Source organism: Blautia sp. CGZ-1-C1, assembly GCF_056504575.1.
In genome coordinates this window covers 18162-38648 of the sequence record NZ_JBWLUT010000104.1, presented here as the reverse complement: position 1 = coordinate 38648, position 20487 = coordinate 18162, and the positions used below count along the sequence as shown (strand labels likewise).

Annotated in this window: 18 protein-coding genes, 1 tRNA gene and 2 pseudogenes; 16 read left to right on the top strand and 5 right to left on the bottom strand. The window is 40.6% G+C overall.

Translation table 11 applies throughout. The features are described from left to right. Positions 1–29: 29 nt before the first annotated feature. From cysS to AC058W_RS09425, 5 genes are all read left to right on the top strand, one after another. A complete protein-coding gene (gene cysS / locus AC058W_RS09445; RefSeq protein ID WP_117676500.1) occupies positions 30–1439 on the top strand; it encodes a cysteine--tRNA ligase in 1410 nt (469 codons plus the stop codon). After that, the gene (locus tag AC058W_RS09440) at positions 1424–1903 is read left to right on the top strand and encodes a Mini-ribonuclease 3 (RefSeq protein WP_117676499.1); all 480 of its coding nucleotides are present in this window, start codon (positions 1424–1426) and stop codon (positions 1901–1903) included. The genes cysS and AC058W_RS09440 overlap by 16 nt, the downstream gene beginning before the upstream one ends. Then, positions 1900–2637, top strand: coding sequence for a 23S rRNA (guanosine(2251)-2'-O)-methyltransferase RlmB (gene rlmB / locus AC058W_RS09435; RefSeq protein WP_117676498.1), 738 nt, complete (start codon positions 1900–1902; stop codon positions 2635–2637). Before AC058W_RS09440 ends, rlmB begins: the two co-directional genes overlap by 4 nt. A 134-nt stretch (positions 2638–2771) precedes the next feature. Further along, complete coding sequence (sigH, locus tag AC058W_RS09430) at positions 2772–3371, top strand: RNA polymerase sporulation sigma factor SigH (protein WP_294439157.1); 600 nt, start codon at positions 2772–2774, stop codon at positions 3369–3371. A gap of 121 nt (positions 3372–3492) precedes the next feature. Further along, a tRNA-Thr gene (locus AC058W_RS09425) sits at positions 3493–3564 on the top strand. A gap of 659 nt (positions 3565–4223) precedes the next feature. Here AC058W_RS09425 and AC058W_RS09420 read toward each other — a convergent pair. Then, positions 4224–4523 (bottom strand): annotated as a pseudogene (locus AC058W_RS09420) (Uma2 family endonuclease); the annotation flags it as partial. An 87-nt stretch (positions 4524–4610) separates the two neighbouring features. Further along, the gene (locus AC058W_RS09415) at positions 4611–5120 is read right to left on the bottom strand and encodes a Uma2 family endonuclease (RefSeq protein WP_117676494.1); all 510 of its coding nucleotides are present in this window, start codon (positions 5118–5120) and stop codon (positions 4611–4613) included. A gap of 353 nt (positions 5121–5473) precedes the next feature. Here AC058W_RS09415 and AC058W_RS09410 point away from each other — a divergent pair, with 353 nt between their 5' ends. Continuing rightward, the gene (locus AC058W_RS09410) at positions 5474–7141 is read left to right on the top strand and encodes a glutamine--tRNA ligase/YqeY domain fusion protein (RefSeq protein WP_479389998.1); all 1668 of its coding nucleotides are present in this window, start codon (positions 5474–5476) and stop codon (positions 7139–7141) included. A 96-nt stretch (positions 7142–7237) separates the two neighbouring features. Here AC058W_RS09410 and AC058W_RS09405 read toward each other — a convergent pair whose 3' ends face one another. Then, the gene (locus tag AC058W_RS09405; protein ID WP_117676545.1) at positions 7238–7657 is read right to left on the bottom strand and encodes a hypothetical protein; all 420 of its coding nucleotides are present in this window, start codon (positions 7655–7657) and stop codon (positions 7238–7240) included. A gap of 233 nt (positions 7658–7890) precedes the next feature. Here AC058W_RS09405 and AC058W_RS09400 point away from each other — a divergent pair, with 233 nt between their 5' ends. The 7 genes and pseudogenes from AC058W_RS09400 (at position 7891) to AC058W_RS09370 (ending at position 16409) form a co-directional block, all read left to right on the top strand. Next, positions 7891–8484 carry a Maf family protein gene (locus AC058W_RS09400; RefSeq protein ID WP_118137079.1) on the top strand — a complete coding sequence of 198 codons (594 nt, stop codon included), beginning with the start codon at positions 7891–7893 and terminating at the stop codon, positions 8482–8484. 6 nt (positions 8485–8490) lie between these two features. Beyond that, complete coding sequence (locus tag AC058W_RS09395; protein ID WP_117676491.1) at positions 8491–9156, top strand: HAD family hydrolase; 666 nt, start codon at positions 8491–8493, stop codon at positions 9154–9156. Further along, positions 9149–9952: an HAD family hydrolase gene (locus AC058W_RS09390; RefSeq protein ID WP_117676490.1), complete on the top strand. Its 804-nt coding sequence runs from the start codon at positions 9149–9151 to the stop codon at positions 9950–9952. The genes AC058W_RS09395 and AC058W_RS09390 overlap by 8 nt, the downstream gene beginning before the upstream one ends. 1 nt (position 9953) lies before the next feature. Then, on the top strand, positions 9954–10211 hold the full coding sequence (locus AC058W_RS09385; RefSeq protein ID WP_117676489.1) for a glyoxalase: 258 nt from the start codon (positions 9954–9956) through the stop codon (positions 10209–10211). 313 nt (positions 10212–10524) lie between these two features. After that, a complete protein-coding gene (locus AC058W_RS09380) occupies positions 10525–13251 on the top strand; it encodes an Ig-like domain-containing protein (protein WP_242986802.1) in 2727 nt (908 codons plus the stop codon). A 143-nt stretch (positions 13252–13394) separates the two neighbouring features. After that, a pseudogene (gene htpG / locus AC058W_RS09375) lies at positions 13395–15467 on the top strand (molecular chaperone HtpG). A 597-nt stretch (positions 15468–16064) separates the two neighbouring features. Further along, positions 16065–16409 carry a sporulation initiation factor Spo0A C-terminal domain-containing protein gene (locus AC058W_RS09370; protein WP_117676487.1) on the top strand — a complete coding sequence of 115 codons (345 nt, stop codon included), beginning with the start codon at positions 16065–16067 and terminating at the stop codon, positions 16407–16409. A 9-nt stretch (positions 16410–16418) separates the two neighbouring features. Here AC058W_RS09370 and AC058W_RS09365 read toward each other — a convergent pair whose 3' ends face one another. Continuing rightward, entirely contained in the window at positions 16419–16919 is a 501-nt protein-coding gene (locus AC058W_RS09365) for a DUF5721 family protein (RefSeq protein ID WP_117676486.1), read from the bottom strand. Positions 16920–17130: 211 nt separating this feature from the next. On the opposite strand from AC058W_RS09365, the gene AC058W_RS09360 reads away from it, so the two are divergent. Continuing rightward, a complete protein-coding gene (locus tag AC058W_RS09360) occupies positions 17131–17970 on the top strand; it encodes a DegV family protein (protein ID WP_117676485.1) in 840 nt (279 codons plus the stop codon). Positions 17971–18048: 78 nt separating this feature from the next. Continuing rightward, the gene (locus tag AC058W_RS09355; RefSeq protein ID WP_181977704.1) at positions 18049–18519 is read left to right on the top strand and encodes a hypothetical protein; all 471 of its coding nucleotides are present in this window, start codon (positions 18049–18051) and stop codon (positions 18517–18519) included. A gap of 122 nt (positions 18520–18641) precedes the next feature. Here the strand turns inward: AC058W_RS09355 and AC058W_RS09350 are convergent, their stop codons facing one another. Beyond that, the gene (locus AC058W_RS09350; RefSeq protein WP_008705499.1) at positions 18642–18842 is read right to left on the bottom strand and encodes a cold-shock protein; all 201 of its coding nucleotides are present in this window, start codon (positions 18840–18842) and stop codon (positions 18642–18644) included. 307 nt (positions 18843–19149) lie between these two features. Between AC058W_RS09350 and AC058W_RS09345 the strand changes: the two genes are divergently transcribed. Beyond that, positions 19150–20436, top strand: coding sequence for a dihydroorotase (locus tag AC058W_RS09345; RefSeq protein ID WP_117676483.1), 1287 nt, complete (start codon positions 19150–19152; stop codon positions 20434–20436). The last annotated feature ends 51 nt before the right edge of the window (positions 20437–20487 follow it).

The window sequence follows — 20487 nt, the reverse complement described above, 5'->3', positions numbered from 1 at the left end:
AAACATAGGGAAAACTGGAGGAATAGAGAATGAAACTTTTTAATACACTGACACGCAGAAAAGAAGAATTTGTACCTCTTGAAGAGGGAAAGGTTCGCATGTATGTCTGCGGTCCGACTGTTTACAACCTGATCCATATCGGAAATGCCCGTCCAATGATCATCTTCGATACTGTACGCCGTTACATGGAGTACAAGGGATATGAAGTAAACTTTGTTTCTAACTTTACAGACGTAGATGATAAGATCATCAAGAAAGCAATCGAGGAAGGCGTAAGTGCTCAGGAGATTTCTGAACGTTATATTGCAGAGTGCAGGAAAGATATGGATGGCATGAATGTAAAACCTGCTACTACAAATCCACAGGCAACGCAGGAAATCGATGGAATGATCAGCATGATCCAGACTCTGGTTGATAAAGGATATGCATATCCGGCAGCAGACGGTACTGTTTATTTCAGAGTTAAGAAATTCAAAGAATACGGAAAACTTTCTCACAAAAATCTGGATGATCTGCAGTCCGGTTTCCGCTCTCTGCAGGTATCAGGAGAAGATCAGAAAGAAGATCCGCTGGATTTCGTTCTCTGGAAACCGAAAAAAGAGGGAGAGCCATCCTGGCCATCCCCATGGTGTGACGGACGTCCTGGCTGGCATATTGAATGCTCTGTTATGGCAAAGAAATATCTCGGAGATGAGATTGATATTCATGCAGGCGGTGAGGACCTGATCTTCCCACATCATGAAAATGAAATTGCACAGAGTGAATGCTGCAACGATAAGATTTTTGCAAAATACTGGATGCACAATGCATTCTTAAACATTGATAACAGAAAAATGTCCAAGTCTCTTGGAAACTTCCGTACTGTACGTGAGATCAGCGAGCAGTATGATCTTCAGGTACTTCGTTTCTTCATGCTGAATGCACATTACAGAAGCCCGCTGAACTTCAGCGCAGATCTGATGGAAGCTGCAAAGAATGCGTTAGAGCGTATCACAGATGCAGCTGCAAACTTAAAAGACAGAAAAGCAGCAGCACAGACAGAGGCTGCGACAGATGCAGAGAAAGAACTCCTTGCACAGTCTCAGGAGTTTGTTAAGAAATTCGAAGAAGCAATGGATGATGACTTCAACACTGCGGACGCACTGGCTGCAATTTTTGAACTGGTTAAATTTGCCAATACAAATGTATCCGAAGAAAGCTCCTCAGAATTCGCCGGAGTACTGCTTGATACAATGGTAAAATTATGCGATGTACTTGGTCTGAAAGCAGAGAAGAAAGAAGAAATTCTTGATAAAGAAATCGAAGACCTGATTGCAGAACGCCAGGAAGCAAGAAAAGCAAAGAACTTTGCGAGAGCAGATGAGATCAGAGATGAGCTTCTGGCTAAGGGAATTATCCTTAAAGATACCCGTGAGGGAGTAAAATGGAAACGAGCTTAAACGGTATGGCAGAAATAAATGAGTTTGATAAGCATGATATTGCTGGTTTAAAAGGATTGCTTCATCAGGTATTTCATCTGAAAGATAATGATATGAGGTCTTACTCACCCTTGACTTTAGCTTATATCGGAGACGGTGTTTACGAACTGGTGATCCGCACAATTCTTGTGAAAAAAGGAAACTGTCCGGTAAATCAGCTGCACAGAAAGGCAAGCAGTCTGGTTAAAGCAGGCACACAGTCTTCTATGATGGAAGTGATCGAACCAATGCTTACGCAAGAGGAGCACAGCGTTTATAAAAGAGGCAGAAATGCGCACTCCCCGACAATGGCAAAGCACGCAACAATGGCAGATTACCGCAGAGCAACCGGGTTTGAAGCTCTGATGGGATATTTATATTTAAAAGATGATTTCGGCAGGATCATAGAACTGGTCCGTGCTGGAATCGGAGAGGATCAGATATGAGTGAACAGATAGAAGGACGCAATGCAGTCCTGGAAGCTTTTCGTTCCGGTAAATGTGTAGATAAGCTGTTTATCCTGGATGGATGCCAGGATGGACCAGTCCGCACTATTGCCAGAGAGGCGAGAAAAAAAGATACGATTATCAATTATGTGGCAAAAGAGCGTCTGGATCAGTTAAGTGAGACAGGTGCGCATCAAGGCGTAATCGCCCAGGTAGCTGCTTATGAATATGCAAGCGTAGAAGATATCCTTGCAAAAGCAAAGGAAAAAGGGGAAGATCCATTTATCTTTATTCTGGATAATATTGAAGATCCTCATAATCTCGGTGCAATCATCCGTACTGCAAACCTGGCAGGAGCACATGGCGTGATCATTCCGAAGAGACGTGCAGTAGGACTGACCTCTACAGTTGCCAAGACTTCAGCAGGTGCATTAAACTATACACCTGTTGCAAAAGTGACAAATCTGGGACATACCATTGATGAGCTGAAAGAGCAGGGTGTGTGGTTTGTATGCGCAGATATGGGTGGAGAAACTATGTATAACCTGAATCTTACAGGTCCGATCGGAGTTGTGATCGGTAACGAAGGTGAGGGAGTAAGCAGACTGATTCGCGAGAAATGTGATTTTGTAGCATCTATTCCGATGAAGGGGGATATTGATTCCCTGAATGCATCAGTAGCAGCAGGCGTACTCGGCTATGAGATCGTACGTCAGAGAATGCAGAAGAAATAAGTGCCATATTTACATTAGTTATTAGAGGGTTATGTGGTTAATCTGTTTTGGTGTAAATAGCGTATTGGTTGTGCAGCAGAATAGAATTGTTTCAGTTAATAGCAAGATTTATGGAAAACGGAAGGTTTAAATTGATGAAACAGTATGACGGAATCAAGGATGAAGAATTAATCTTTCGCTTTAAAAACGGAGAGTCAGAGATTCTCGACTATCTTATGGAAAAATACAAGAACATGGTCCGCAAGAAAGCAAGGACCATGTTCCTGATAGGCGGGGAGAATGATGATCTGATACAGGAAGGTATGATCGGACTGTTTAAGGCAGTCCGCGACTACCAGCCGGACAAAGATGCCACATTTCAGACTTTTGCGGGCATATGCGTGGACAGACAGATTTACAATGCAATCCAGAGTTCTAACAGGCAGAAACATCAGCCGCTTAACTCATATGTCTCTCTCAGTGAGCAGGGCGGAGAGAACGAAGAACATCTTGGTGATACCTGGGTAGAAAATCCGGAATCGATCATCATCGACCAGGAAAACGTTGAGAATCTGGAACAAGAGATCACTACCACATTAAGCCCAATGGAGAATCAGGTACTGGAATACTATCTGGCAGGAAACGGCTACGGAGAGATTGCCGAACTTATGGGAAAAACACCAAAATCTATAGACAACGCACTCCGCAGAATCCGCACCAAAATAAAAGAACAACTGGAACAGCTCCGTAAATAAAAAATACAGAATTTTAACTGAAGGTAATTTTTATAAAAATAAAAAAGTTAAAAAATAGGGATTGACAATACGGTTAAGTTCTGGTAACATATCCAAATGTGAGCGGTAAATCCGACACGATGCTGATGTGGCTCAGAGGTAGAGCACTTCCTTGGTAAGGAAGGGGTCACGGGTTCAATTCCCGTCATCAGCTTTTTTTAATGCTTGAAAATAAAGGATTTCTTGAACCTCGGTACCTCAAAAGTAATCAAAACCTGACTTTTGCAGGTAAATTAACAAAAAACACCCGTCAAACCCAATAATTACAGGGCCTTGCCCTAACAATAAGAAGAAAGCCCAAGAAGCTGCAACTTCAAGGGCTTTCATTCTTTTTGTTATAAACACTTTAATACCTTTTGCCTACTGGCATTATAGCATATGCAGATCATGAAATCAATATGCAGATGAGTCTGAAAAAATAAAAAAGAGTAAAATAGTTACTGTTCACACACCACCACTATCCCGCGAGGTGTTTTGGCATAAATATGCCAAAATCCCGAGACATACAAGCCAAAATTCCATTGCCGCAGGCAATCTGGAATGAATTTTGGCTACGTTACTGAGAACGGAGTGAACAGTAACGTAAACTATCCCGTTGGTTTATGCCTTATTTCCCAAAATGGCTCAGTTGATAGGTTTATTCTCTTTAATAATCTGCACCCGTGACTATTGCTATTTATCTGCCTCACAAGTGTCGAAGACCCGTGTTCCTCTGGAAACAGAGATTGATTTCTGAGAGAATTACCATCAAGTATAAGAAAAATCGGAGCAAAAGCATTCTACCAGTGTACATCCATTAAGATGCTGAAGATTATTACAACCGTTATCATCAAGCTTATTTTTATCACAGATTACAGAAATATCCGGTTCTACGTAGGTATTACTTGCTTCGTCAAGATGTACTGCGAATGGTGCAGGAATCACTTCACAAGATCCCTTGTGTTGTTTTATATAATTACGGATAGAAGCGGAGAGTTCCATAACGATTTTCTGGTGTTTATAGGTTGGTGGTGCCATATAATAGATGTGTCCATCAATAAGCTCGGCTCTTTCTCCGTCTGGCAAAGCATAGATATCTTCAATGGTATAAGATTCTTCTTTAGATAAAGCCATACAATCACGCTCCTTTTGGGCTATGTTATAATGGATTCAGGTAGAATATTCAACGCTAACAATCGGACAGCAGTCCCATTGACAATGTTAATATTCCCCAATATCAAATAGCTCATCAAAAGTTATCTTCAAGTTTGGAAACATAACCAGTTGTAAATCTTCTTTATTCTGAGCGGTAACTGTTTTATAAAGATACGGATAACCAGTACCATCTTCTTTAAAGTCAAAAAGATAAATTTCTACAGATTTTTTTCTCCAGTCAACAATCCAGTACTCAGAAACACCGACTTTACAGTAAATATCCATTTTTTCGTGGCGGTCATATTCTTCAGTGGCATTGGATAAAACCTCCATTACAAAGCGAGGAATGCCGGTAAAAGAAATGTTTTTACGATCTCTCAGGTTGCAGATGATTGATACATCAGGAATGATTACTTTGTCGTCATTTTCACGCCATTCGTACTGAACACCGTCACCAAAAACACGACAAAGACTATCTTTAATCTGACTTCCAATTTTAATAACGAAGTTGTTAATTACCATAGAATGTTCGAGGTAAGTTTTGCTTAAATCTTCGATTGGCAATGCGTTACTCATGTTGCTGCACCTCCTGAATATATTGGTATAATCGTATATATTGAGATAATTATAAGTGTTAACACAGATTTCGTCAAGAAAACCGGAAACTTAAAATGGCAAAACAGATGTCAGTATCAGCCTCAATAGTGCATAAAATAAGGCTTGCCACCATTGTGGAAACAGTTGACAGATGGAATTTCCAATGATAATATAAATTCATTCGTTTGTGCTTAATAGAAGGAAAATCAATATAGTTAATAAAATGTACTTATATTATAACTGAAAATAACGGATATACTGGTTTTGTGGGTACGGGCAGATAATGCAGTGACATGAAACATGTATAAAATACGAAAACAGGAGGGAAAAAGATGGAGAACGAAACAGTTTCCAAGAATTTTATTGAGAATATTATTGATAAAGATTTAGCAGAGGGTGTTTATGACACCGTGCATACACGTTTTCCGCCGGAACCGAATGGATATCTTCATATCGGTCATGCGAAATCTATTCTTTTAAACTATGGCCTTGCTCAGGAGTATAACGGCAAATTCAACATGCGTTTTGATGATACAAACCCTACAAAAGAGAAAAGCGAATTTGTAGAATCTATTAAAGCTGATATCAAATGGCTGGGTGCTGACTGGGAAGACAGACTTTTCTTTGCATCTGACTATTTTGACCAGATGTATGAAGCTGCTGTAAAGCTGATCCAGAAAGGAAAAGCATACGTATGCGACCTGACAGCAGATCAGATCCGTGAATACCGCGGAACACTTACAGAGCCAGGTAAAGAGAGCCCATACAGAAACAGAACTGTTGAAGAGAATCTTCAGCTTTTCGAGGAGATGAAAGAGGGTAAATATGCAGACGGAGAGAAAGTACTCCGCGCTAAGATTGATATGGCATCTCCGAACATGAATATGCGAGACCCGGTTATTTATCGTGTTGCTCATATGACACACCACAGAACAGGCGATAAATGGTGCATCTATCCGATGTATGACTTCGCTCATCCGATCGAAGATGCAATCGAGGGAATCACACATTCCATCTGTACACTGGAATTCGAGGACCACAGACCGCTGTATGACTGGGTTGTAAGAGAACTGGAATATCCGCAGCCTCCGAAACAGATTGAATTTGCAAAACTTTACCTGACAAATGTTGTCACAGGTAAACGTTATATCAAGAAACTTGTAGAAGAAGGAATTGTAGACGGATGGGATGATCCGCGTCTGGTTTCCATCGCAGCACTGCGCCGTCGTGGCTTCACACCGGAATCTATCAAGATGTTTGTTGAGCTTTGTGGTGTATCCAAGGCAAACAGCTCTGTTGATTACGCAATGCTTGAGTACTGTATCCGCGAGGACCTGAAACTGAAACGTCCGCGTCTGATGGCAATCCTTGATCCGATCAAACTTGTGATCGATAACTATCCGGAAGGTGAAATTGAGTATCTGGAAGCTACGAATAATATGGAGAACGAAGAACTTGGAACACGTAAGATGCCATTTGGCAGAGAACTTTATATTGAGAGAGAGGATTTCATGGTAGATCCGCCTAAGAAATATAAGAGAATGTTCCCTGGCACAGAGGTTCGTCTTATGAATGCATATTTTGTAACATGTACAGGATACGAAGCAGACGAAGATGGTACAGTACGCGTAGTACATTGTACTTATGATCCGGAAACAAAGGGTGGAAACGCACCGGATGGCAGAAAGGTAAAAGGAACAATTCACTGGGTAGAAGCAAGCCAGGCTGGCAAAGCAGAAGTTCGTCTCTATGAGAATATCGTAGATGAGGAAAAAGGTGTATACAACAAGGAAGACGGTTCACTGAACGTAAATCCGAATTCTCTGACTAAAGTTACTGCTTATGTAGAGCCTGCACTGATGGAAGCAAAAGGCTATGACAGCTTCCAGTTTGTAAGAACAGGATTCTTCTGCGCAGATATCCATGACTCTAAGGAGGGAGCACCGGTATTTAACCGTATCGTATCTCTTAAGAGCTCATTTAAACTGCCGAAAGCATAATGCAATAAAAGATAAAGAAACAGCCAGGCGATTATTCGTCTGGCTGTTTGCAACATATAGTATAATTACGCTGTACTAGTGTGCCGACAAGTTGATTCATTCCTTAGATTCAGCTGCTGCCTCAATAGCTTCTTCGAAGTCTTTTGGATCGTCGGCATCTTCTTCCTCAGCATCTTTGATTTCAACTTCTGTGGCTGCTTCAGGAGCTTCTTCTGAATTTTCTGAATCAGATTCAGCTGCTACTTCGTCAGCTTTGTCTTCAGCACTGTCATTCTCTGCCTGCTCACCTGTATGTTCCCAGGACTGGAAATCTTCTGCAGTTTCAGCTTCTTCGTCAGCTTTTTCCTCAGTTTTCTCTTCTTCGTCTGTCAGATCAAAATCATCAAAGTCATCTTCAAAATCAAAATCCTCTTTGCAGGATCCTTTCTTTGCGATAATAGCGGCAACGACACCGGCAGCAGCTGCGGTAAGAGCGCCGACTGCAACAAATCCCCAGTATTTATTAATTTTAGCCATGATAATCATAAACTCCTTTCTGATATTCTCCTATTTCTGCGAATATGAAACAGATTAGTGATTGGTTATTCATATTTTAATACGTTTTGCATAAAAAGAAAAGCAAAACTTTTTCTGAAAGCAGTTGCATAGCAAAAAGATACAAGGTATACTATGACACGAAAGAAGAGGGGCGCTGATAAAAACATTTTACAGAATAACGGCGTTCGAACAGTAACAGAAGAGGTTTATATATGAGAAGAATTATCTTAGCATCTGCTTCACCCAGACGAAGAGAACTGCTGGAGAGAGCAGGCGTGAAATTTGAAGTGATACCCGCATCAGGAGACGAGAATCGGACTTCTGATGACCCGAAAGAGGCAGTTGCGCAGCTGGCAAGAGATAAGGCGGTTTCTGTTAAAGCGACAGTAGAGGATGCCGAAGAGGGAACTGTAATTATCGGTTCTGATACAGTGGTAGTGTTTCAGAATATGATTCTTGGAAAACCACACGATCAGGAAGACGCAGCAGATACTCTGAGGAAACTGCAGGGGAACACCCATCAGGTATACACTGGCGTTTCTGTATTGGAGAAAAAGAATGGGCAATGGCAGGAACATGCCTTTTATGAGAGTACAGATGTGACATTTTATCCGGTTTCAGATGAAGAAATCAGAGAATATGTTGCGACAGGAGAGCCTATGGATAAAGCGGGAAGTTACGGAATTCAGGGGTTTTTCGGAATATATGTAAAAGGAATTAATGGAGACTACAATAATGTGGTAGGGCTTCCGGCCGCCAGATTATTTTATGAAATGAAGAAATCAGGAATTGACTTGAGAGGATGACAAAAGATGATTAAGGCATGTATATTTGATTTGGATGGAACGTTAGCTGATACACTGGAATCCATGGCATATGTCACAAACGTTATCATGGAAAAATTTGGTTTAAAGACACTTCCGGTGGATAATTTCAGATATTACAGCGGAGAAGGTGCAAGCATGCTGATCCGCCGTGCACTTAAAGATGCCGGGGACCCGGAGCTTACTCATTATGAGGAAGGAGAGAGACTTTACAGAGAAATGTTTGCAGCAGATCCGATGTATAAAGTAGTTCCTTATAAGGGAATGCCGGAGACATTGAAAGAGCTGAAGAAACATGGAATGAAGCTGGCAGTCTGCTCCAACAAACCGCATCCGGCAGCTGTAAAAGTTATCGCGCAGCTTTTCGGAGAAGAGTTTGACATGGTGGTCGGACAGAGTGATGCAATCCGCAGAAAACCTGCTCCGGACGGTCCTCTGATGGTTGCTGGGAAATTTGGTGTAAAACCAGAAGAGTGCATGTATGTAGGAGATACCAGCACAGATATGAAAACAGGAAAAGCAGCAGGAATGTTCACAGTTGGTGCATTATGGGGATTCCGTGACCGTGAGGAACTCAACGAAAATGGCGCAGATATAGTTGCCGAAGCACCGACTGACTTAGTAAAGATTTGCGAGGAACATGGAAATGATTAAGTTAGTTGCCAGTGACCTGGATGGAACTTTGCTCTTAAATAAAGCACAATCTTTGCCGGAAGAGATATTTCCACTGATCAGACAGTTACAGGAAATGGGAATCATATTTGTTGCAGCCAGTGGCAGACAGTACCCGAATATGAGAAAATTGTTTGCACCTGTTGCGTCAGAGATTTCTTATATTTCCGAAAATGGTGCTTTGGCAGTAGATCATGGGGAAGTGCTGTATCAGGATTCTTTTGACAGGGAACTTGCAAATGAGATCATTTCTGCAATCATGGAAAAGAAAGATGCAGAGTTTACCTGTTCAGCAAAGGATTACCATTATCTGATGCCGAAGACAAAGAAATTTCATGATCATATGTTATATGAAGTAAAAAATGAGTGCAGATTTGTAAAAAGTCTGGATGAAATGACAGATCCGATTATGAAGCTGGCTGTATTTGAGCCGGGTGGTCTTACCGAAGAGTCCGTAAAATACTGGACCGGAAGATTTGGAAAAGACTGTGTGGTTGTTACGTCGGGAAATGAATGGATTGATTTTATTCCTTTTGGTACTAATAAGGCAAAGGGAATTATAGAATATCAGAAGAGATATCATATTTCGCCGGAAGAATGTCTGACATTCGGAGACGAATATAATGATATAGAGATGCTTAAGGCAGTAAAATATGGCTTTGCCATGGCGCATTCCAAGGAGGGGGTACGGGCAGCAGCGTCCTATGTGACAGAACGGGTTGAACCGATCCTTGAGAAGCTGATTTTGGCAAAGGGAGAAATTGAGGAGGTAATTTAAAATGTTTACAGAAGAATGTATCAATACTTTTCTGGAAAATCAGGAGCAGCTTTTTCCACAGCCGGTGGCAGAATCTTATGAGGCAGCAGAAGCTTTTCTTGAGGACTGCATGGCACAGGTAGTAGATTCTATCGAAGAGGTCAGAGAGTATCTGGAAGAGATCGGAGCTGATGTGGATGGAATGTCAGATGAAGAGTTGGAAGAAGCAAGCGAAGTTTTTGCACTGCCAGATGGAAAATATCTGATCGTAGAGGGATAAAACAACAGTATCTGTCTTGGAAATGATGATATGAACGTTAACTATTGTTGGTAAATGGTGCAGGATAAGTACCCATAGGTGTAAAAGGTAATTTAGAGCTGCTGTAATGAAGTTTACAGTGGCTCTTTTTGATATTATAGGAAGAAAAATACAGATTACATTTTCTTAAAATACAGTGTTATAATGGCTTTATGCAGAGAATGAAGGAGATGTCATTGCCACTCATTGTAAATATCCTGCGAAATATATTGAGGAGATGCAATGAACAGTAATGAAATCACAATTCTATTATAAATGAAAAGGAGGACTACAGATGGAGAGAAGGAGATTTCTTGCAATCGTGATGACTGTGATGATGGTTATTTCATTGATTCCATCCATGGTTTTTGCGGCAGCTCCGTCAGGAGAGCTTGGTGGCAAGCTTAAGGTTAAAGGGCTTGCAGCAGTAGGGGCAACTGTGAGCGCGGATTACTCAAAGGTCACACCGGAGGGAGTGACAGATGAAGATTTTACTTTTTCCTGGTCAAGACAGACAGGAGAGAAGGAATTAACACAGATAGGGACTGAGAAAACGTATACGATTACTCAGGAGGATCTGGGATATAAACTGGAACTTGATATCACACCGATAGACGGAAGTGGTCTTACAGGAACGCTGACAGCCAAAACATTAGAAGTAGCGGCTACAGAGGACGAGGCGAAAGCCCTTACAGAGCAGAATCCGGATGAAACGGAGAAAGCACAGCTGGCGGAGACTACAGATGAAGCGGAGAACAATCAGGATTCTGAGAATCAGACTACTGATGAAACACAGACAGATGAGAATCAGAATGTAGAAAATTCACAGAATGATGAAGTGCAGGAAACAGAAGGCCAGCTGGATGAAACACAGACTGCCTACGATAATGAGAGTGCACAGCAGACGGATGATTCACAGGAAAATGCGTCTGATCAGACATATAACGAGACAGACAGCACAGAGGGAACTGATGATTCTCAGATGAAAATCTACACAGAAGAACAGCTTCAGGTAGATGAAAATGGAAATGTGCAGACTGACAAAACAGATGAAAACGCAGAAGACACTGCGGGAAAAGACAGCAAAGAAGCTTATGAGGCTGTTGCATCTGTAGAAGACAGTGAAGATCCGGTTTGTGATTTTGGAACAGCACAGAGTGATCTCGGAGATGTTGAGGCACAGTATGTGCAGATCACAAATATAGGAAGTGAAACCTTAAATTTTCAGGAAATCAGTCCGGAACATTTTATGGTTGCTGATATTACAGAACCGTTGGCAGCAGGTGAATCTGTGAATGTATGGGTACAGCCAAGAGAAGGACTGGAAGCCGGAGATTATGATGATGTGATCACTTACGAGACAGAAGAGGGAACAGAGGTATCCTTTGAAGCAAAGATTACGATTGAGGGTGAATCATCTGACGCAGATGACGAGGATTTGGAACCGGTAGAAGATCCAAAAGAAGAACCGGCTGAAACACCGGATGATTCAAAGACATCAGATGATAATACAGACGCATCTCTTGAAGCACAGTCTTTGGATATAAATACCGGGACATTGAATTTCAGTGACGTTGAGGAAAATTATACACAGGCAAATGAGACTTTGTCTGTAACAGTAACAAACACAGGCGACAGTACTGTTACACTGAGAATACCACAGTCAGAATACTTTAATGTACTGAATGAGGATGGAAGCGAAGCTGCATCAGGAACACAGCTTGCAAAAGGGGAATCCATTATGTTCATGGTACAGCCAAAGACAGGGCTGACTAAGGGAGATTACAGTGATACTCTGGTATTTGGAAGCAATGAAGAATCAGAAGTAACCGCACAGGTGACTGCTGAAATTTCAGTAAAAGAAGCACAACAGCAGATTACAGAGATTCAGGCAGATCCGGCCTCTGTTAATTATGATGATCTGAAAGAGGGGTATGATACTCCTGATTCAACAACAGTTACACTTACAAATACAGGAAATACAACTGTTTCACTGGTACAGCCGGTGGGAGAATATTTTAATATCGGAGAACTTTCTGCATCAGAACTGAATCCGGGAGATACCGCTGAATTTACAGTAACTCCGGTAACAGGACTGACAGCCGGAGACTATATGGACAGTATCCAGATTATGCAGACAAACGCTGATGGACAGGAAGAAGTGCTGACAACAGTAAATGCTTCGATTACTGTTTCTGAAGTGGAAAAAATTTACAAATTATCTGTTAATCCGACAGAACTGGATTTTGGAAAGACAAAAGCCGGATACGGCGAAGCACCGGAAGCACAGAAAGTTACTGTGACAAATGAAGGAAATACAAATGTTACTTTAAATACACCTTCAGCTAAGAACTTTAAAATTGGTAAATTTTCTGCTACAGAACTTGCACCGGGCGAGAGCGCGACATTTAAGATTCGTCCAAAAGAAGGTTTGAAGGCTGGTTCTTATACAGAAGCTATCGCCGTTAATACTGATCAGAACGTCAGTGCAAAGGTAAATGTCAAATTTACAGTTAAGACTGTTCGCAAAGCGAAGATTGCAGATCCGGCAGATAATAAGATCACAGGAATCAGTTCTGAGGGATATACAACGCAGTCCAAGATTACTTTCACTGCAGTTGGTGCAGGTATGGATAACGAGAGTCCTGGAAAAGGAGATGTCCGCTATGTACCATATAACTGGAAAGTAATCAACACAAACAGCTGGAGCAGTGCACCGTATACGGCAGCATTTGGAATTACAAAAGCAGGAACTTATACACTGACTGTTGTATTTGACCGCCAGATGTATAATGGAAAAGAGTGGGAAAATACAGGAGAGCAGGATACCAAACAGGTAAACTTCAATATTACTCAGGCACAGATAGTAACGGCAACTCCAACTCCACAGCCAAACGGAGCAACCGCAAAATCTGCTGTAAAGACAGGAGATACAACGAATATCGCGCCGTTTGTGATCATTCTGGTGATTGCGGCAGGATGTATCGCAGGTGTTGTGGTTTATAAAAAGAAGAAAAAATAAATACAAAACAAACTGTTAGCACTCATTTTAAATGAGTGCTAATTTTTTCTTGACTTTTGGATTAAATGGTATTACTATATCTCTCAGAGAAGCAACTACAGATAAAAAGTTGCAGTAAATACAAAAAAAGGAGTGTGGACAGCATGGCTGTAAAACATGGAAGTTTATCAATCAACAGTGAAAATATTTTCCCGATTATTAAGAAATGGTTATATTCCGATCATGATATTTTTGTAAGAGAGCTGGTATCCAACGGATGTGATGCGATTACAAAACTGAAAAAACTGGAAGTAATGGGAGAATATAATTTCCCGGAAGGATATAAACCGGAAATTCAGGTAATTGTTAACCCTGATGAAAAGACGCTGAAATTTATCGATAATGGTATCGGTATGACTGCTGAAGAAGTTGAGAAATACATTACTCAGATTGCTTTTTCAGGTGCAACCCAGTTCCTTGAGAAATACAAAGATAAAACAACAGATGACCAGATGATCGGTCATTTCGGACTTGGTTTCTATTCTGCATTTATGGTAGCAGATGAAGTACACATCGATACACTTTCCTATACAGAAGGTGCACAGCCTGTACATTGGTCCTGTGATGGCGGTACAGAGTATGATATTCAGGAAGGCAACAAGAATACAATCGGTACAGAGATTACATTATTCCTGAATGAAGATTGTCTGGAATTTGCAAACGAATATCGTATGCGTGAGATTCTGGAGAAATATTGTTCCTTTATGCCGGTTCACATTTATCTTTCCAAGGCAAACGCACCGCAGGAATATGAGACGATCGATGAAGCTGAATTAAGAGATGATGATGTAGTTGTTGAACATATTCATGAAGAAGCTAAGACAGAAGAGAAAGAAAACGAGAATGGTGAGAAGGAAGTTGTTGAAGTTTCCCCTGCAAAGGATAAAGTAAAGATCAACAAACGTCCGGTTTCCATCAGTGATATCAATCCTCTCTGGATGAAACATCCGAATGAATGTACAGATGATGATTATAAGGAATTCTACCGTAAAGTATTTATGGATTACAAAGAGCCGTTATTCTGGATTCATCTGAATATGGATTATCCGTTTAACTTAAAAGGTATCCTGTACTTCCCGAAGATCAATACAGAGTATGATTCTATCGAAGGAACAATCAAACTGTATAATAACCAGGTGTTCATCGCAGATAATATCAAAGAGGTAATTCCGGAATTCCTTCTTCTGCTGAAAGGTGTAATTGACTGCCCCGGATCTGCCGCTCAACGTATCCAGAAGTGCACTGCAGAGATGATGGATTTGTACAGAAGATTTCCGAGTATATTTCCAAGAAGGTAGCAGATAAACTGACAGGAATGTGCAAAACAGACCGTGAATCCTATGAAAAATACTGGGATGACATCAGCCCATTCATTAAATATGGCTGCATCAAGGATACTAAATTTGCAGAGAAAATAGGAGATTATGTACTCTTCAAGAATCTTGACGGCAAATATCTGACACTGAAAGATTGCATTGAAGAGAACAAGAAAGAAACAGAAGAACCGGAAAATCAGGCAGAAGAGAAGAAAGAAGATACTGCATCTGAAGAAAATAAAGATGCACAGGAGAAAGAGCCTGAGAAGACCGTAATCTTCTATGTAACTGATGAGGTTCAGCAGAGCCAGTATATTAATATGTTCAAAGAGGCAGGAAAGGATGCTGTTATCCTGAAACACAACATTGACAGTGCATTTATTTCCAGTCTGGAACAGAAACATCAGGATGTACAGTTCAAGAGAATCGACGCTGACCTTACAGAGGAAATGAAGGGTGAAGGCACAGCAGATGAAGAAACTGTAAAAGCACTGACAGAACTTTTCCGTAAGAATCTTCACAAGGATAAACTGGAAGTACATGTAGAGAATCTGAAGAATGAAAATGTATCTGCAATGATGACTCTTTCTGAAGAAAGCCGCCGTATGCAGGATATGATGAAAATGTACGATATGTTACGGAATGGATCCGAATATGTTTGGCGGACAGGAAACATTGGTTCTGAATGCAAATCATCCGCTGGTTAAATATCTGGCAAAGAATAAGGAATCTGATAAAGCACCTGTAATCTGCGAGCAGCTGTACGACCTTGCAATGATGAGCCATAAACAGCTCTCACCTGAGGAAATGACAAAATTTGTTCAGAGAAGCAATGAGATTCTGCTGATGATAACAAAATAATCCGTCAGATAGTGAGTTAAGTGCCCATAACGAACAACAAGCTTATTGTTCTTCGTAATTGAAGCAGAAAACTTGCCTGATTCGGTTAAGATACGAGGTAAGGTGGATAGAATCTGCTTTGCCTCGTTTTTGCTCCAATTACAGTGAAAGTATGTTGTTTTAACCAAATCAAGTAAGTCCCCTGCTTCAATTGCGAAGAGCAATAAGCAGTGGGTGGGGACTTGCTTGTATTCAGAAGGGGTACAAGCCCCTTCTGATAAACTGCGAAGCAGTTATTTGGTTATGAGCAAGTAGCGAAAGCGGATTGCGAATATCCGATTGACTAAATAAAAAACAAAATATAGTACTTTTTTGACGATTGGTATTGACAAACGTCTTATAAATTTTTATGATTAAATTGCTGATATTTTAATAACATGTCGAATCCATAAGAAGTATAACGGTTGCCGTATGCTTTATATATGGTAACTGGGTAACGGAAATTCCGAATGACAATTACTGTATCTTCCATTTACGTTATGAAAAAATGTGTGTAAATAAAAGAGATACCAGACCTGTGATCATACAGGCTATGGAGATTGTTAGGAGGAACGAAGTATGACTGAAGTGTATGGAATTATTAGAAAATTAGGTGCAACGTCAAAGTATAAGGGATATTATTATGTTGCAGATGCTGTGGAGATGGCACAGGGAATACATGAACGTCCGGTTAAGGTGACGAAAGATATTTACCCGATCATTGCGAGAAAATATAAATCAACACCTTCTAATGTAGAACATAATATCAGGACATTGGTAAATTTGTGCTGGATGAACCATAAAGATACATTGCAGGAAATCGCAGGATGTACAATGTCAGATAAACCGACTAACAGTGAGTTTATAGATATTCTGGTGTATTATCTGTATTGTTCTGCTAAAGCAGGAACAGGTAACAAATAATAAGGCCGCTTATAATTTCTCACAGGAAATATGATGACTGGAGAAAAAAGTGACCAGAGAATCATCCCAGAGATGTTCCAGACGTTTGTCCAGGCTGAAGGAAGTGTAGGAAACACCTGTTGTACATAAAAGTGCCTGATTTTTATACTGGATATTCAGATAGAAATTGCGGACGGGAATGTCTGAAGGGAGACTTTCATTTCTTAACAAAGACTGCACCTGCTCGTGAGAAAGCTCAAATACGATTTTGAAATTCAATGGTGTGCGTTTGCCACGTATAACAGAGAAACAGAATGGTTTCACATCATGCCACAGAGAATATTCGGCGGATTTTTCCAGAAGAGCAGATTTTGTATCTGTATCAAAGAAATCGTGCTGAAGTTTGCCGTTGATAGTGAAAGTATTGAAAGTTGTAATAGATGATTCAATAAAGGAAAAATGATCAAATACTTCACCAATCAGGAGCTTATTCATAAAATCTTTTATATCAATAATTCTTAAAGCGAGCATACAACACCTCTTTTACAACACATTTTTTATAATACTTATTTCGTGGATTCAACAGCGCTCCCTGTATTTTGCAAGGAGCGTTTTCTTATTATAAATCACTTTTGAAAAAAAGAACAGCGTTTTTATGAAAAAGCCTTTTCAAATGTAAATCAGTATGATAATATATATCTGGTATTGGATACTACATATAATGGAAAAGAGGACGATATAATTGAGATATAAGATTGTCATAGATAGTTGTGGAGAACTTTTGGATGAATGGAAAGATGATGAACATTTTGAATCAGTCCCTCTGACTTTGATGGTGGGAGCTGAGCAGATCATAGATGATGAGACGTTTGACCAGGCGGCTTTTCTTAAGAAAGTGGCTGACTGCCCGGAATGCCCGAAGTCAGCCTGCCCGTCACCGGAGAGATATATGAAGGCGTATGATTGTGAGGCAGAGCATATTTATGCAGTAACTTTATCTTCTGAATTGAGTGGATCTTATAACAGTGCATTGCTTGGTAGAAATCTTCTTCTGGAGGATCATCCGGATAAAAAAATCCATATATTTAATTCACGTTCCGCATCTATCGGACAGAGCCTGATTGGAATGAAAATCCAGGAATGTGAAGAAGCGGGAATGAGCTTTGAAGAGGTGGTGTCAACAGTAGAACACTATATTGAAGGACAGCATACATTCTTTGTACTTGAGAACCTTGATACATTGAGAAAGAATGGACGCCTCAGCAAGGTGAAAGCTTTAGTGGCAAGTGCATTAAAGATCAAGCCGGTTATGGGATCTACAGATGATGGAAATATCTGTCAGCTGGATCAGGCAAGAGGAATGAACCGTGCCATGATCAAAATGGTGGAACAGGTGATAGCAAAAACTCCGGACAGTGCTGAAAAAGTGCTGGCAATCAGTCATTGCAACTGTCCTGCAAGAGCACAGGTGCTCAAGGAAGCTTTTGAGGAAAGAATGAAACTTGCGAAGATCGTAGTTCTTGACACAGCAGGCGTAAGTTCGATGTATGCAAATGACGGCGGAGTGATCGTTGCTGTATAATAGATTGCCTATTTTCTTTTGCAATAAAGTGTGCTATAATCAGAAAATACGAAATATTAGATGCAAAGGAGATATATCATGAGCCAGAAGAAAGTCGATGCTTATAAGGCCAGAAAAGGACAGCATAGCAAAGCAGACAAGAAAGAAAAAATGCTTTTTGGACTGGAAATGTTTGCCTGGGCATTTATTTGTGTTGTGATCGTTGCATGGATTGGCTATTCTGCATATGCCAAAGTAACAGGAGCCAAAGAGAATGTGGTTCAGAATACAGTAATGGATACTACTGCACTTGACAATTACATTTCAAATATGACAACAGATACAACGGATGATGCAGACAGCACAGATGCTGATACAACAGATGCAGATGCTGAAGATACAACTGCTTCTGAAGACACAGACAGCGAGGACACAGTTACAGATGATACTGCCACAGATACAGAAGAAACCGCTGATGATAAAGAATCAACAGACGATACTGCATCCACAGATGACGCAGAGACAGAAAGTACAGATTCTGCTTCTACAGACAGCACAGACGCTGAATAAGATCAAGTTTTTATAATTAAAAAAGCCAAAAAAAATCCCCGGATCATCCGGGGATTTTTTGAGGTTTAATCCGTATTTAAAAGTGCGGAATTCAATCCTCTCACGTTATTGAAAATTATGAATTATAATTTTGTAACGTTTGCAGCCTGCATTCCACGAGCGCCTTCTGTTAAGTCGTATGTTACAGCCTGGCCTTCTTCAAGGGATTTGAATCCTTCACCATTGATAGCGGAGAAATGTACAAATACGTCTGCGCCGTCTTCACCAGTGATAAATCCGTAACCTTTTTCTGCGTTGAACCATTTTACAGTTCCCTTGTTCATGTTGTTACCTCCATAAAAAATAAAAAAATTATATAGCTTCTGGCAATAAAAAAATCACCAGATTTTACAGATTATATACCAGTATATAATCTCTAAAAACCAGTGACTATACATTAAATAATCCAGATATGAATTGATTATATCTCCCGCATTTTGAAATGTCAAGCAAAAAAGACCGCATAGAAGCAAAAAAAGACTTTATAAAATAAGCGGTTTCGTGTATTATGTATATCAGAAAGTTACTGCTTTGTAATCAACATAGATGATAGAAAGTATCTAAAGTACCACAACGAAGGGAGAGAATTGCATGGGTATTCTGATTCGGGGAGGGCGTATCGTAGATGCAGCCACCGATACTGATAAAAAAGGCGATGTTTATCTGGAAGACGGAGTGATCACTGAAATTGGTGAGAAACTTTCAGTAAAGGATAAAAATGACAGAGTGATTGACGCGAAAGGATGTCTGGTAATGCCAGGCCTGATCGATCTTCATGTTCATTTCAGAGATCCTGGACAGACACAGAAAGAGGATATAAAGACAGGTTCCCGCGCTGCTGCGAGAGGTGGAGTGACAACTGTTGTTGCCATGCCAAACACAACGCCGGTTATTGATAATCCGGACCGTGTAAATTATGTACACAATAAAGCAGAACAGCTTTCCGGTATTCATGTGCTTCAGGCAGGGGCAATTACACAGGGAGAGAAAGGCGAACAGCTTTCCGATATTGAAGGAATGGTAAAAGCAGGAATTCCTGCGCTGTCTGAGGATGGAAAGTCAGTTATGAATACCAGACTCTGCAAAGAAGCGATGGAAGTAGCTAAGGAATTGAATGTTCCGATTTTTGCACACTGTGAGGACATTGACCTGCGTGGAGATGGTTGCATGAATGATGATGAGAATGCAAAGAGACTGGGATTGCCAGGTATCTGCAATGCAGTAGAGGATGTGATCGCAGCAAGAGACATTCTTCTGGCAAGAGAGACAGGTGCAAAGCTTCATCTCTGTCACTGCTCTACAGAAGGCGTTGCCAAAATGATGGAAATTGTAAAGGAAGAAGGTCTGGATAATATCACAGCAGAGGTTTGCCCACATCACTTTATTCTTACTTCAGATGATATCAAATGTGATGATCCAAATTACAAAATGAACCCTCCTCTTCGCACAAAAAAAGATGTAGATGCACTGATCAGGGGGCTGAAAGATGGTTCTTTTAAAGTAATCAGTACAGACCATGCACCACATGCTGTACCTGAGAAGACCGGCTCAATCCGAAATGCAGCTTTCGGTATCGTAGGAATTGAGACAAGCTTTGCATTATCCTATACAGCACTGGTAGAAACCGGTATTCTTACAATTTCACAGCTGATCGAGAAAATGAGCTGGAATCCGGCGCAGATTCTCGGAAGTGACAGGGGAACCATCCAGAAAGGCCATCCTGCAGATATTGTCATCGCAGACATCGGCCATGAATACAAAATAGATAAAAATGAATTTGCTTCCAAAGGACGCAACACTCCATTTGACGGATGGAAAGTAAAAGGAAAGATTCTTTACACTATCTGCGATGGAAAAGTTGTGTATCAGAACGTATAAAATGATATCAGGGTCAAAAGACCCTTTGATTCTGACGTCATAAAATCAAGA

Excerpts from the sequence above, each read along its gene's own strand:
- AC058W_RS09415 (WP_117676494.1), bottom strand. The coding sequence starts at position 5,120 with ATGAGTAACGCATTGCCAATCGAAGATTTAAGCAAAACTTACCTCGAA.
- sigH (WP_294439157.1), top strand. The coding sequence starts at position 2,772 with ATGAAACAGTATGACGGAATCAAGGATGAAGAATTAATCTTTCGCTTT.
- AC058W_RS09350 (WP_008705499.1), bottom strand. The coding sequence starts at position 18,842 with ATGAACAAGGGAACTGTAAAATGGTTCAACGCAGAAAAAGGTTACGGA.
- AC058W_RS09385 (WP_117676489.1), top strand. The coding sequence starts at position 9,954 with ATGTTTACAGAAGAATGTATCAATACTTTTCTGGAAAATCAGGAGCAG.
- AC058W_RS09365 (WP_117676486.1), bottom strand. The coding sequence starts at position 16,919 with ATGCTCGCTTTAAGAATTATTGATATAAAAGATTTTATGAATAAGCTC.
- AC058W_RS09380 (WP_242986802.1), top strand. The coding sequence starts at position 10,525 with ATGGAGAGAAGGAGATTTCTTGCAATCGTGATGACTGTGATGATGGTT.
- cysS (WP_117676500.1), top strand. The coding sequence starts at position 30 with ATGAAACTTTTTAATACACTGACACGCAGAAAAGAAGAATTTGTACCT.
- AC058W_RS09400 (WP_118137079.1), top strand. The coding sequence starts at position 7,891 with ATGAGAAGAATTATCTTAGCATCTGCTTCACCCAGACGAAGAGAACTG.
- AC058W_RS09370 (WP_117676487.1), top strand. The coding sequence starts at position 16,065 with ATGACTGAAGTGTATGGAATTATTAGAAAATTAGGTGCAACGTCAAAG.
- AC058W_RS09355 (WP_181977704.1), top strand. The coding sequence starts at position 18,049 with ATGAGCCAGAAGAAAGTCGATGCTTATAAGGCCAGAAAAGGACAGCAT.
- AC058W_RS09390 (WP_117676490.1), top strand. The coding sequence starts at position 9,149 with ATGATTAAGTTAGTTGCCAGTGACCTGGATGGAACTTTGCTCTTAAAT.
- AC058W_RS09440 (WP_117676499.1), top strand. The coding sequence starts at position 1,424 with ATGGAAACGAGCTTAAACGGTATGGCAGAAATAAATGAGTTTGATAAG.
- rlmB (WP_117676498.1), top strand. The coding sequence starts at position 1,900 with ATGAGTGAACAGATAGAAGGACGCAATGCAGTCCTGGAAGCTTTTCGT.
- AC058W_RS09405 (WP_117676545.1), bottom strand. The coding sequence starts at position 7,657 with ATGGCTAAAATTAATAAATACTGGGGATTTGTTGCAGTCGGCGCTCTT.
- AC058W_RS09395 (WP_117676491.1), top strand. The coding sequence starts at position 8,491 with ATGATTAAGGCATGTATATTTGATTTGGATGGAACGTTAGCTGATACA.
- AC058W_RS09410 (WP_479389998.1), top strand. The coding sequence starts at position 5,474 with ATGGAGAACGAAACAGTTTCCAAGAATTTTATTGAGAATATTATTGAT.
- AC058W_RS09345 (WP_117676483.1), top strand. The coding sequence starts at position 19,150 with ATGGGTATTCTGATTCGGGGAGGGCGTATCGTAGATGCAGCCACCGAT.